The organism is Streptomyces sp. NPDC086080, from assembly GCF_044540255.1.
Taxonomy (GTDB): domain Bacteria; phylum Actinomycetota; class Actinomycetes; order Streptomycetales; family Streptomycetaceae; genus Streptomyces.
This window is the reverse complement of the sequence record NZ_JBITRU010000016.1, coordinates 125,950-138,236: the sequence shown is the minus strand read 5'-3', so window position 1 is coordinate 138,236 and position 12,287 is coordinate 125,950. Positions and strand designations below refer to the sequence as shown.

Sequence of the window (12,287 nt, the reverse complement as noted above, 5' to 3'; positions counted from 1 at the left end):
GGCCCCGAAAGGAACGCGCCGTGCCGACGTCCAGCGCCAGCACCTCCGGCTCCGCCCGGTCCGCCGCCCCTGGCGGTGTGCAGTCCCTCGAGCGCGCCTTCGACCTGCTCGAACGGATGGCGGACGCGGGGGGCGAGGTCGGTCTGAGCGAGTTGTCCGCGAGCAGCGGACTGCCGCTGCCGACGATCCACCGCCTGATGCGCACGCTGGTCGTCTGCGGCTATGTACGACAGCAGCCCAGCCGCCGGTACGCGCTCGGCCCGCGTCTGATCCGGCTCGGTGAGTCCGCCTCGCGGCTGCTGGGAACCTGGGCGCGGCCGTATCTGGCCCGCCTGGTGGAGGAGACCGGCGAGACGGCGAACATGGCGCTGCTCGACGGCGACGAGGTCGTGTACGTGGCGCAGGTGCCGTCCAAGCACTCCATGCGGATGTTCACCGAGGTCGGGCGGCGCGTCCTGCCGCACTCCACGGGCGTGGGCAAGGCGCTGCTTTCGGGCTTCCCGCCGGAGGAGGTTCGGGCCCTGCTCGGCCGTACCGGTATGCCCGCCGCGACGGACAGGACCATCACCACGCCGGAGGGCTTCCTCGCGGCGCTGGAGGACGTACGCCGCGAGGGCTACGCGATCGACGACAACGAGCAGGAGATCGGCGTCCGTTGCCTGGCGGTGCCCGTGCCGGACTCCCCCACGGCGGCCGCGATCTCCATCTCAGGACCGGCCGGGCGGGTCACGGAGTCGGCGACGGAGAGGATCGTCCCGGTGCTCCGGCAGGTCGCCGCCGAGCTCTCGCAGGAGCTCGCGACCGCGGGCGCCACACCGACCGCCTGACACCGGGCGCGGCGGCCCGGTACCCACGGGCGGGCGTCAGCCGCGTGGCGACGGGCCGAACAGGTCCACCGCCGCTCGCAGTTCGTGGACGCCCTCCCCCAGCGCGCTGACCGAGCCGATGGCGCCGGCCACCACCAGCAGGGAGCGGCGCAGGGCGGGGATCTCGGGGTGGTCGCCGGCGGCCAGGCCGGCCAGCGCGGCGAGTTCCTCCTCCGCGATGCTCCGGTCCCGGAACTCCACCGGATGGGCGGCCAGTCGGCGACGTAACCGGGACACGGCGGAGCGCAGCTCCGTCACCCGCGGGTCCACCTGACTGCCGGGCACACGCCTTTGCTCAACGCTCCGCAACACAGTCCTCCCCCTGGCACGTCGTTGTGCGCCTCCCCCGTCCGGACCGGCACCCCGCCGACCGGTGCGCGCCAGTAAACGCCACCCCGGGGCCTTTGCGCCAGTCCGCTGCGTCATCGACTTGTTCCGCAGCGTGACACCGTGGCCCGGGGCACCCATGTCCCGCGCCACCCCGGCACCGCGTGACGGGTGCGGTATGCAGGAGCCATGACGGACGACGAGAACCGGATCGCGGGACTTCTGCTGGCGGCCGGAGGCGGACGGCGCCTCGGCGGCCGCCCCAAGGCTCTGCTCACCCACCGGGGACGGCCGCTCGTGGAACACGCGGTGGCGGTTCTGCGCGCGGGCGGCTGCACGCGCGTGCACGTGGTGCTCGGCGCGCGGGCGGACGAGGTGCGCGCCCGCACGGCACTGCCGGGGTGCGTGCTCGTCGACAACCCGGCGTGGGAAGGGGGCATGGGCACCTCGCTGCGGGCCGGACTGGACTCGCTGGCCGGCACGGGCGCGCGGGCCGCGCTGGTCCTCCTGGTCGACCAGCCCGGGATCGGCCCGGAGGCGGTCGCCCGGGTGCGCGGCGCCTACGCGTCGCCCGCGTCGCTCGCCTCCGCCGCCTACGACGGCACACGCGGCCACCCCGTCCTCTTCGGCGCCGCGCACTGGGCCGGGATCGCCGCGAGCGCGACCGGGGACCGGGGAGCACGCGCCTATCTGAGGGAGCACGCGGACCTGGTCGCGCTCGTCGAATGCGGTGACGTGGCCGAGGCCTACGACATCGACACCGAGGCGGACCTGGCGCACTTGGAGTGAGCCGAGGGGCACGGAGTGAGCGGGGGCACGGGGCACCGGGCGCCGCCCCCGCGACCCGGAGACCCGGGACCCTCGACATCAACAGAACATTGAACTTCCACGATGAGGAAACTACTATCCACCGATCAGGGCGTCCCGGGTTCGTACGGGCGTCACCGCCGTATCCGGGCCGGCCGGCGCCGGCGACCGGCACGCCGAAGGAAGTGACAGCCGATGTCCGCACCAGCGCCGTCCCCGCTGGCCGTCGTCGACGCCGTGCCCCTGCCCCGGCAGGAGGAGGTCCTCACCGGGCCGGCACTCGCGTTCGTGGCCGCGCTGCACCGGCGGTTCACGCCCCGGCGCGGCGAACTCCTCGCCCGCCGCGCGGAGCGCCGCGCCGAGATCGCCCGCACCGGCACGCTCGACTTCCTCCCGGAGACCGCCGCGATCCGCGCGGACGACTCCTGGCGGGTGGCGCCGGCCCCGGAGGCCCTGAACGACCGCCGGGTCGAGATCACCGGCCCCACCGACCGCAAGATGACCGTCAACGCCCTCAACTCCGGGGCGAAGGTGTGGCTGGCGGACTTCGAGGACGCCTCGGCGCCCACCTGGCGGAACGTGATCACCGGCCAGCTCAGCCTGATCGACGCATACACGCGCACCATCGACTTCACCGACCCGGAGTCCGGAAAGTCGTACGCCCTGCGCCCGGCCGGGGAACTGGCGACGGTCGTCGTCCGCCCACGCGGCTGGCATCTGGACGAACGGCACCTCACCGACGCCGGAGGCACACCGGTGCCGGGCGCGCTCGTCGACTTCGGCCTGTACTTCTTCCACAACGCGGCGCGGCTGACCGAACTCGGCAAGGGCCCGTACTTCTACCTTCCCAAGACGGAGTCGCATCTCGAGGCCCGGCTGTGGAACGAGGTGTTCGTCTTCGCCCAGGAGTACCTGGGCATCCCGCGGGGCACGGTCCGCGCCACCGTCCTGATCGAGACGATCACGGCCGCGTACGAGATGGAGGAGATCCTCTACGAACTGCGCGACCACGCCTCCGGCCTGAACGCGGGCCGCTGGGACTATCTCTTCTCCATCGTCAAGAACTTCCGCGACGGCGGGGCCAGGTTCGTCCTTCCGGACCGCAACGCGGTCACCATGACCGCCCCGTTCATGCGCGCGTACACCGAACTCCTGGTGCGCACCTGCCACAAGCGCGGTGCGCACGCGATCGGCGGCATGGCGGCGTTCATCCCGTCCCGCCGGGACGCGGAGGCCAACAAGGTGGCCTTCGAGAAGGTCCGCGCCGACAAGGACCGTGAGGCGAACGACGGTTTCGACGGCTCCTGGGTCGCCCATCCCGATCTGGTGCCGATCGCCATGGAGTCCTTCGACCGGGTGCTCGGCGACAGGCCGCACCAGAAGGACCGCCTCCGTGAGGACGTGCACGTGACGGCGGAGGATCTGCTCGCCGTCGACTCCCTGGACGCCAGGCCGACGTACGCGGGTCTGGTCAACGCCGTGCAGGTCGGCATCCGTTACATCGAGGCCTGGCTGCGCGGGCTCGGCGCGGTCGCCATCTTCGGCCTGATGGAGGACGCGGCCACCGCGGAGATCTCCCGGTCCCAGATCTGGCAGTGGATCAACGCGGAGGTCGTCCTCGACAACGGCGAGCAGGTCACCGCCGAACTGGCCCGCACCGTGGCCGCCGGGGAACTGGCGGCCATCCGCGCGGAGATCGGCGAGGAGGCGTTCGCCGCGGGCAACTGGCAGCAGGCGCACGACCTGCTGCTCCAGGTCTCCCTCGACGAGGACTACGCCGACTTCCTCACCCTGCCGGCGTACGAGCAGCTCAAGGGCTGAACGCGCCACCGCGTTCACCGGCCGCCGACGGAACGGACCGTGTGCGCCGGCATGAGAGGTGAGGGCACGCGCCACGAGAACGGCCGGCGGCGCCCCCCGCGGGTCATCCCAGGTGCGCCGACCAGTCCTGTTCCGCAGCCGGCTTGCCGTGCAGGTCGGGCACGCGCTGCAGCCAGTCCGGACGCCCCCGCCGCGTCCGCGCCGCGCGTCGCGCGTTCTCCTCGGCGAGTTCCTCCGCGCCGGGGAAGTCGGTGGGCAGCCAGTCCGCCGAGGACCGCACGCGGGCATGGAGGTACGCGACATACGCCTCCCGGACCTCGTCGGGCGCGGTGAACCGGGAGTCGCCGGCCAGCCAGTCGTCCGGCACCTCCGCCGCGATGGACCACAGCAGTTCCTCGGTCACCTTCGGCGCCAGCTCGGCGTCCGCCGCGCGGACGTCGGGCCCGTAGTGACCGAGGGCGTGATGACGGAAGTCGTACGCCTTGCCGGGGTCGGAGCCCTCCCAGCGGTGATGGAACACCAGTGCGGCACCGTGGTCGATGAGCCACAGCCGTGGCGGTGCGACACCGAGCGTGGGCCACACCACCAGGTTGGAACTGTGCACGGTCCGGTCCACGTTCACCGTCAGCGCGTCGAGCCAGACGATCCGCCCGGCCTCCACCGGGTCGACGGAGAAGTCCTGGGCGACCTCGGGGGTGAAGTCCCGCGCCCCCGGCAGGTAGTCCATGCCGAGATTGACCCCGGCGCTGGCCGCGTGGAGTTCCCGCACCTCCTGGTGCGGCTCGCCGGCCGCCACCGCCGGATCGAAGCACACCAGCACCAGCTCCGGGAAGCGCAGCCCCAGGGCCCGCGCCAGCTCCCCGACGATCACCTCGGCGACCAGCGCCTTGCGCCCCTGCGCCGACCCGGTGAACTTGACGACGTAGGTGCCGAGGTCGTCGGCCTCGAAGACCCCGGGCACCGACCCGCCGGAGTGCAGGGGTTCGACATAGCGGACCGCGGTGACCTGTTCCAGCATGTTCCCGGGCCACCCCGTCCTCGTCCGGCATCAAACAGGCATATTAACCGGGCGTGACGGGCGGCGCGGGGGATCGCGGGGTGCGGTCAGGCGCGGGGGCCGCTCTGTCGTTGCCGCCGGCCGGTTCCGGTGGAAGCGGGGCGGGGCAGGGGTGCGGGCAGCGGTTCGGGGACGTAGCGCTCGCAGTCCGGGTTGTGGCAGGGGCCCGCGGTCCAGACAGGGACGTAGATCCCCAGGGTCTTGTGTCGTTCCACGACGGTGTCCACCGGCTGTCGGCACGCGTCGCACACATGCCCCGACTGCCGGGTTCCGTCGCGTTTCCGTCGACTGTCCATAGGGGCACTTTACGCCCCTTTTGCACTTTTTCGGAGGGGTCGGGCTCCGTCATTCGTGCTCGGCCTTCTGCGGCGGCGGGCGCAGCATGCTGAAGGTGATGGACACGGCCAGCACGACGACGATGACGGCGAGGCTGACGAGGGAGGGAATCTCGGGCACCGCCGTGCTGATCGTCTCGTGGGAGGCCTGGAGGACGAGCTTGACGCCGATGAAGCCGAGGATCAGGGCCAGGCCGACGCTGAGGTAGTGGAAGCGGTCGAGGAGACCGGCGAGCATGAAGTACAGGGCGCGCAGGCCGAGAATGGCGAAGGCGTTGCTGGTGTAGACGATGAACACATCACTGCTGACGGCCAGGACGGCGGGCACGCTGTCGACGGCGAAGACGAGGTCGGCGGCCTCGATCGCGGCCACGACGGCGAGCAGCGGGGTCGCCACCCGTCTGCCCGCCTCCTTGACGAAGAAGTGGGGGCCCGCGTAGTCGTCCCGGACGGGGACGACCTTGCGCAGCAGTCTGACCGCGAAGCTCTTGCCCGGGTCGAAACTCTCGTCCTCCCCCTTGAGGATCTTGTAGGTGCTGTAGAAGAGGATCGCCGCGAAGACGAACAGCACGGCCGTGAAGCGGTTGACCACGGCCACACCGGCGGCCAGGAAGATGCCACGGAAGACGAGCGCGCCGAGGACGCCGAGGAACAGCACACGGTGCTGGTAGGCCCTCGGCACTTTGAAGTAGCCGAAGATCAGAGCGAAGACGAACAGGTTGTCGACCGACAGGCTCTTCTCCAGCAGCCACGCGGTGGTGTACTCCACCCCGGCGTCCGTGCCGACCACGAGGAAGACGACGCCTCCGAAGGCGATGGCCAGCCCGATCCAGAGCGCGCTCCAGGCGGCCGCCTCACGGAACCCGATGACATGCGCCGTGCGGTGCGCGAGGAGATCGACCGCGAGTGACACCAGCACGATGACACCGAACACCATCCACAGCCAGAACGGCACGTCATGCACGGGCACGCCTCCTCGGGCGCGATGGGGCCGGCGGTCTCCTTTCCGAGTCTGGGGTATCCGGCGGGTTGTCGCCTCTTCGTCCTCATCCCCCGGTCAGCGGGTTGGGCAGCGGCCGGTAGCGGGCGTCGGCGCCGTCCGCCGCCGTCCAGCGCAGGAGGAGATTGGTCTTGGCCGGGAGGACCGGGGCGGTGAGGAGGGCGGGGATCTCGGGGAGGTCGTGGCGGGCCAGCTCGCGGCGGACGGCGGGCCAGGGGTCGAGGCCGGGGTGGTGCTCGGCCAGGGCGGCGGCGATCTCCATGAGGTGGTTGACGACCAGGCAGTACACCAGGCGTTCCCAGCCGGCCGCCCGGGACACCGTGGGCAGTGCCGCCGTGCCGGGCGCGCGCGGGAGGAGTTTCACCCCCTCGGCGTCCCGGAACAGGGCCTGTACGGGCATGCCGTCGGCGTCCACGGCGATCAGGGTGTTCTGCAGATGGGCCTCCAGGACGACGCCGTGCTCGGCGAAGACCGTCAGGGCCGGGGGCACCACGCGGGACAGGTACGCCTCCCACCAGGCCGCCGGGTGGGCGGTGGCGGCGAGCGGACTGCCGTCGAAGCCCTCGGCCAGCGCGGCCGCGAGGCAGGGGGTCGCGCCGGGCACGACCCGTCCGCGCAGTCCGTCGCGTACGACGACGGCCAGTTGTTCGAAGGCGAAGTCCGCGGTGCGGTGGCCCCGGTCGCTCAGCCACACCGGGGCGGCCGGGCCGTTCCACGCGGCGAAGGCGTCACGTACGGCCGTGTCGGTCGCGCGCAGTCGCACCAGGTCGTGGCGCCACAGCCGGCGGATGTCGTTGGTGATGCGCACATCCAGGCTGAACTTCAGGAACAGGTCGTCGCCGGGCGCGTACACCGTGCGGATCGCCGCGGTGGGCCACACCGGTGAGGCGGTCGTGCCCAGCCGGAGCAGGCGGCCGTCGGCGAAGGCGGGGGCGAGGTCGCGGGCCGCGAGGTCGAGCTGCCAGGGGTGGGCGGGCAGCAGACGGTAGCCGGGCGGGGCGGTGCCCAGGCGGTCGAGGGCCGCGGTGTCCCCGTCCTCGACCACGGTGTCCTCGCGCAGGCCCAGCAGCGTCAGCGGGAAACGGGCGTACGCCTCGGGTGCGTACGGCAGCCAGGTGGCCGCCGGGCCGCCGCCCCGTGCCTTGGGGGCCGGGTGGTGGGTGTGCCCGGTGAGCAGGGACTGTTCGGAGCGCAGATAGAGGTCGTCGGGCGGGGCGGCCCGGGCGCGGGCCTCCAGCAGCGCGGCCACCGCGTTCCGGCTGTCGAGCATCTCGGCGGGCAGTTCGTGATTGGACAGGCCGGTGTGCCGGCGCAGTTCCTCGGCGACGAGTTTCACCAGTTCGGTGTGGTCGACGCGGTGCCAGGCGCCCGCCGTGTACACCTCGGGGGCGGCGGGACGACGGCGGCTGCCGCGCACCCGCAGCAGCCGGTCCACACCGGGCAGACGGTACGTCCGGTACGCGTCGGCGTCCGGTGCGGGGTCCTGGCCGGACAAGGGCCGGAACCGGAACTGGAGTTGGGCCACCTCGCGCAGCAGGCAGTTCAGCAGCGGTACGGCCGCGTACGCGTCGGCACGCCGGGCCAGGACCGCGCGGCTCGCAGCGTGGTCGTCTGCGGGCGGGGGCATGAGGTCCACGCGTTCTGGTTCCCTACGGTCTGTCCGGCGGAGACGATCAGTATGTCTGTCATCGCCCCCCGTACGTCCCGCCCCCGCGTCCCCGAGGAGTCCGTCCGTGCGCCGTCCCCCCACCGCCGAGGCCGGGCTTGCCGCCGAACTGGCCTCCGTACGGCCCGATCTCGTCGCCGAATACACCGGCGGGCTCCCCGGCGCCCGCGCGGCCGTGCTGACCCGGCTGTGGCGCGGTCTCACCCACGATCCGCTGCCCTGGATCGCCCGCCGCGCGCCGGGGGACGACGGGCTCACGCTGCGACTGACGGACGGGCGGCGGCTGCACGGCCCGCGGCCGGATCCGTATGCGACCGGCGCGTATGTCACCGCCGTACGGCTGGACGAGGTGACGTACGACGATCCGGCGCGGCTGATGACCGACCTGGCCGTACCGCGTTCGGCGGCCTTCGCCGCAGAACTCGGGCACGCCGTCGCGTCGTTGGCGCTGTCGCGGACGGGCGCGCGGGTTCACCCGCCCGAGTGGCCGGGCCGGGGCCGGGCGTGGGAGTGGGAGCAGCGGGTGACCGACGGGCATCCGTTCCACCCCAACTGCCGTGCGCGGCCCGGTTTCTCGGTGGCGGAGCAGCTCGGTTACGGGCCGGAGCACGGGCCGGTCGTGGAACTGGAGCTGGTGCCGGTGCCGGCCGGGGAGTGCCTGGTGACGGGGGTGTGGCCGCGGTGGCTGCGGGAAGCGGGGCGGCTGGTGGTCCCGGTGCACCCCTGGCAGGCGGCGCATGTGCTGCACCGGACGGGTGAACGGCGTCTGTCCGCACATCCGTTGATGGCGTTGCGCACCCTCGCGCTGCCGGACGGGCCGCATGTCAAGACGGCGCTGAGCGCCCGGCTGACGTCCTCGGTGCGGGACATCTCGCTCGGCTCGGTCGCCGCGTCGGCGGCACTGTCGGACTTCGCGGAGACGGTGGCGGCGCGCACGGACGGACTGCTGCACATCACCCGCACGCTGGGCGCGGTGGCGGCCGGGTCGCCCGATCTCGCGGCGCTGCTGCGCGAGTCCCCCGAGGAGTACGCGGCCGAGGGCGAGCGGGTCGTTCCGGTGGGGGCGCTGGCGGCCACCGGCCTGCCCGGTACTCCGGGCTGGCGGGACCGGTTCGCCGCGCTCGCCCTCACCGTCGGGCTGCGGCTGCTGGAGCTGGGGGTGGCGCTGGAGGCGCACGGCCAGAATCTGCTCGTGGTGCTGTCCCCGGACGGGGATCCGGTACGGCTGGTCTATCGCGATCTGGCCGATCTGCGGGTGGGCCCGGCCCGGCTGGCCCGGCACGGTGTCGCGCTCCCGGAGCTGCCCGCCCGCATCCTCACGGACGACGAACGCACTCTGCGGCGCAAGCTGTTCGGCTCCCTGGTGGCGGGTGCGCTGGCCGGCACGGCGGGCTCAGGACCGGCGCTGCGGGCGGCGATGGAGAGCGCCGTACGGGATCTTCCGCAGACCCCGGACCTGGCCGCGCTGCTCGACGAACCGCTGCCGGCCAAGGCACTGACGCTGATGCGGCTGTCGCCGCGGTCGTCCGGGGACCAATGGGCGGAACTTCCCAATCCCTTCCAGTACGACGGTCCGTGACACCCCGTTTTGGAGCGCGGCACCCCGGATCAATAGGATCCGCCGATGATCAGAAGAAAACGGCCGGTGGCAGGCGCCTGCGCCCTGCTCGCCGCACTGACGGCCGGGATCGTCTTCCCGGCCGGGGCGGCCGCCGATGAACCCACGGGCCACAGCGCGCCCAAGGTCAACCTCCTGCTCGATGTGAGCGGCTCGATGCGGGCCAAGGACATCGACGGCCAGTCCCGGATGGCGGCGGCGAAGCAGGCGTTCAACGAGGTGCTGGACGCGACGCCGGAGGAGGTCGAACTGGGCATCCGGACGCTCGGCGCCGACTACGCCGGCGACGACCGCAAGGAGGGCTGCAAGGACACCGCGCAGCTCTACCCGGTCGGGCCGCTGAACCGCACCGAGGCCAAGACCGCGGTCGCCACACTCGTCCCGACCGGCTGGACCCCCATCGGCCCGGCCCTGCTGGAGGCGGCCGACGACCTCGACGGCGGCGACGGCTCCAAGCGCATCGTCCTGATCAGTGACGGCGAGGACACCTGCGCGCCGCTCGACCCGTGCGAGGTGGCCCGGGAGATCGCGGCCAAGGGCATCGGCCTGACCATCGACACCCTGGGCCTGGTGCCGAACGCCAAGCTCAGCCGGCAGCTCAGCTGTATCGCCGAGGCGACCGGCGGCACGTACACCTCGGTCGAGCACCAGGACGAGCTCACCGACCGGGTGAACGAGCTGGTGGACCGGGCCGCCGAGCCCGTGGTGACCCCGGTGGCCGTGGAGGGCACCGACGCGTGTGCCGAGGCACCCGCGCTGGAGTCCGGCCTCTACACCGACCGTGAGGAGTTCGGGCAGCAGCGCTGGTATCGCGTGGAGCTGCTCGCCGGACAGGAACTGCGCGCCTCGGTGAGTGTGGCCGCGGACCGGGCCGTGCGTCCGGACTACGGTGTGCTGCTGCGGGCCGTCACCGTGCACGGCCGGGAGATCGTACGCGGCGAGGCGGCCGGCAACGGCCGTACCGACGTCCTCTCCACCGGTCTGCGCTACCCGAAGCCCGAGCGGGACGACGACGACAGTGGCAAGCCGGCCGCCGAGGTCGTGTGTCTGGCGGTGACCAACTCCTTCTCGGCGGACTCCGGGGTGAAGACCACCCCCGGTCTCCCGCTGGAGCTGACCGTCGACGTCGTGGACGGTCCGGACGGGTCGGGCGACGTGGCCTCCTTCGGTCTGGGCCGGGGCTGGTGGCTGCTCGGCGCGCTGATCCTCACCGGCTTCGTCGCCGGTCTGCTCTGGGGCTGGCTGTCCCGCTGGCGGTTCGCTGTCTGGAGGACCCACTGATGCGCGCCATACGTGTACTGGGCGTCGCCCTGCTGACGCTCGGGCTGGCCGCGGCTCCCGCGGCGGCCGACTCCTCGCCCTCCCCGGAGGCGTCCGGGGACGGCGCGGGCCCCACCCGCGCGGGCACCTCGTTCCGCACCGCGACGGAGGTCGAGCAGGGGCAGACCGCCACCGCGCGCGCCTCCACCGGCGACTACCTGTACTGGTCGTTCCCGGCGGACGCCGGGCAGCGCCCCACCGTGAAGGCGACGGTGAAACTGCCGGAGAGCCACGCGGCCGAGACCTGGCAGCTCGACGTGTACGACGGTCTGCGCCGCCGCCAGGCCTGCCAGTACGGGGCGCAGACCCGCAAGGCCGGCGCCGACACACCCTCGGTGGAACTGGAGTGCGTGCTGCGCACGGTCCGCGCCTGGTCGGAGCCGTGGGCCAACGACCCGCTGCCGGGCACGTACTACGTCCGCCTCACGGCGCTGCGGCTGTCCCCGGCCGACCTGGGCCAGGCCGTCAGCGCCGAACTCCGCGTCGAGTCCAAGGAGATGGGCGGCGCGGCGGCGGTCGACGGCGCGCTCTCCGAGCCGCTGGTCCCGGGCATCGCGGCACGTGCCGCGTCGGACGAGGCGCAGGACGACGACTCGCCCACCGCCGTCCTGGCCGACCTGGAGCCGGAGGACGGCTGGACCTCCGGCTGGTGGTCCGACCGCTGGATCTGGACCGCCGTCGGCGGCGCGCTGGCCGCTCTCGCGGGCGTCGCCGGCTACCGCCTGACCCGGGGGTCCGGGCGCCCGCGCGGGGTGCCACCGACCGCGTGACACACCGCGCACACCCTCCCGGAAGGCCCGCCCCGTGCGGGCCTTCCGCTGTTCCCCCTCACGCCTCCCGCAGGGTCTTGGCGAGCGGGCCCTCGCCGGTCACCGCGACACATCCGGCGCGGATCGCGTCGACCAGGGTCAGTTCACCCCGGCCGATCGCCGTGCAGGTGCCGGTGTCCAGGGACAGGAGGGTGTCCGGCTCGGCCGGGGCGGGGCCGTCGCCGTAGACGGGGCCGCCGTCGTCCGGGCCGGCGTACAGGTGGAACCTGCCCTCCTCCAGGTGGACCTCCACAAGTCCCGTCTCCCCCTCCAGCGCCCGCAGCAGGGGCAGCGCGAACCAGTGGGCCCGTACCGCGTCCGTGGGGCGCCGCTCGCCCAGTTCGGCCTCGCCCCAGGCGCCGAGTGCCTGGAGGACGGGGAGCAACGCGCTCCCGCGCGAGGTGAGTTCGTAGACGTAGGCGGCTCCGGGCGGGGGGAGCCGGCGGCGCGTGGCGATGCCGTCGCGTTCCATGTCCTTCAGCCGTGAGGCCAGTACGTCCGTGCTGACGCCCGGCAGGTCCGCGTGCAGGTCGGTGTAGCGGCGCGGGCCGGCGAGGAGTTCCCGGACGATCAGCAGGCTCCAGCGGTCGCCGACGGCGTCGAGCGCGCGGGCTGCGGAACAGTACTGGTCGTAGCTTCGGCGAGGTGGCATGCGACGCAG

12 protein-coding genes are annotated in these 12,287 nt (G+C 73.0%); 6 read left to right on the top strand and 6 right to left on the bottom strand.

Translation table 11 applies throughout. The features are described from left to right. Positions 1-20: 20 nt before the first annotated feature. On the top strand, positions 21-827 hold the full coding sequence (locus ACIF9R_RS20355; RefSeq protein WP_399981811.1) for an IclR family transcriptional regulator: 807 nt from the start codon (positions 21-23) through the stop codon (positions 825-827). Positions 828-863: 36 nt separating this feature from the next. On the opposite strand, the gene ACIF9R_RS20350 is transcribed toward ACIF9R_RS20355, so the two are convergent. Continuing rightward, a complete protein-coding gene (locus ACIF9R_RS20350; protein WP_399981808.1) occupies positions 864-1,178 on the bottom strand; it encodes a DUF5955 family protein in 315 nt (104 codons plus the stop codon). A 204-nt stretch (positions 1,179-1,382) separates the two neighbouring features. Here ACIF9R_RS20350 and ACIF9R_RS20345 point away from each other — a divergent pair, with 204 nt between their 5' ends. Both ACIF9R_RS20345 and aceB read left to right on the top strand, forming a co-directional pair. After that, positions 1,383-1,982, top strand: coding sequence for an NTP transferase domain-containing protein (locus ACIF9R_RS20345; RefSeq protein WP_399981806.1), 600 nt, complete (start codon positions 1,383-1,385; stop codon positions 1,980-1,982). A gap of 213 nt (positions 1,983-2,195) precedes the next feature. Further along, positions 2,196-3,821, top strand: a complete 1,626-nt coding sequence (gene aceB / locus ACIF9R_RS20340) for a malate synthase A (protein WP_399981803.1) — start codon at positions 2,196-2,198, stop codon at positions 3,819-3,821. Between the two features lie 103 nt (positions 3,822-3,924). Here the strand turns inward: aceB and ACIF9R_RS20335 are convergent, their stop codons facing one another. The 4 genes from ACIF9R_RS20335 to ACIF9R_RS20320 form a co-directional block, all read right to left on the bottom strand. Further along, positions 3,925-4,839, bottom strand: coding sequence for a HipA family kinase (locus ACIF9R_RS20335; protein ID WP_399981800.1), 915 nt, complete (start codon positions 4,837-4,839; stop codon positions 3,925-3,927). Positions 4,840-4,925: 86 nt separating this feature from the next. Further along, positions 4,926-5,174, bottom strand: coding sequence for a hypothetical protein (locus ACIF9R_RS20330; RefSeq protein WP_399981797.1), 249 nt, complete (start codon positions 5,172-5,174; stop codon positions 4,926-4,928). 49 nt (positions 5,175-5,223) lie between these two features. After that, positions 5,224-6,177, bottom strand: coding sequence for a TerC family protein (locus ACIF9R_RS20325; RefSeq protein WP_399981795.1), 954 nt, complete (start codon positions 6,175-6,177; stop codon positions 5,224-5,226). 82 nt (positions 6,178-6,259) lie between these two features. Continuing rightward, positions 6,260-7,840 (bottom strand): IucA/IucC family protein, encoded by a 1,581-nt coding sequence (locus tag ACIF9R_RS20320; protein ID WP_399981911.1) that lies wholly within the window; start codon positions 7,838-7,840, stop codon positions 6,260-6,262. A gap of 106 nt (positions 7,841-7,946) precedes the next feature. On the opposite strand from ACIF9R_RS20320, the gene ACIF9R_RS20315 reads away from it, so the two are divergent. Genes ACIF9R_RS20315 through ACIF9R_RS20305 form a run of 3 tightly spaced genes read left to right on the top strand, consistent with a single transcriptional unit; the run spans position 7,947 to position 11,587 of the window. Further along, a complete protein-coding gene (locus ACIF9R_RS20315) occupies positions 7,947-9,458 on the top strand; it encodes an IucA/IucC family protein (RefSeq protein WP_399981792.1) in 1,512 nt (503 codons plus the stop codon). Positions 9,459-9,503: 45 nt separating this feature from the next. Continuing rightward, positions 9,504-10,778 (top strand): VWA domain-containing protein, encoded by a 1,275-nt coding sequence (locus ACIF9R_RS20310; protein ID WP_399981790.1) that lies wholly within the window; start codon positions 9,504-9,506, stop codon positions 10,776-10,778. Further along, the gene (locus tag ACIF9R_RS20305) at positions 10,778-11,587 is read left to right on the top strand and encodes a hypothetical protein (RefSeq protein WP_399981788.1); all 810 of its coding nucleotides are present in this window, start codon (positions 10,778-10,780) and stop codon (positions 11,585-11,587) included. Before ACIF9R_RS20310 ends, ACIF9R_RS20305 begins: the two co-directional genes overlap by 1 nt. Before the next feature lie 58 nt (positions 11,588-11,645). Here ACIF9R_RS20305 and ACIF9R_RS20300 read toward each other — a convergent pair whose 3' ends face one another. After that, a complete protein-coding gene (locus ACIF9R_RS20300; protein WP_399981786.1) occupies positions 11,646-12,278 on the bottom strand; it encodes a winged helix-turn-helix transcriptional regulator in 633 nt (210 codons plus the stop codon). Positions 12,279-12,287: the final 9 nt, after the last annotated feature.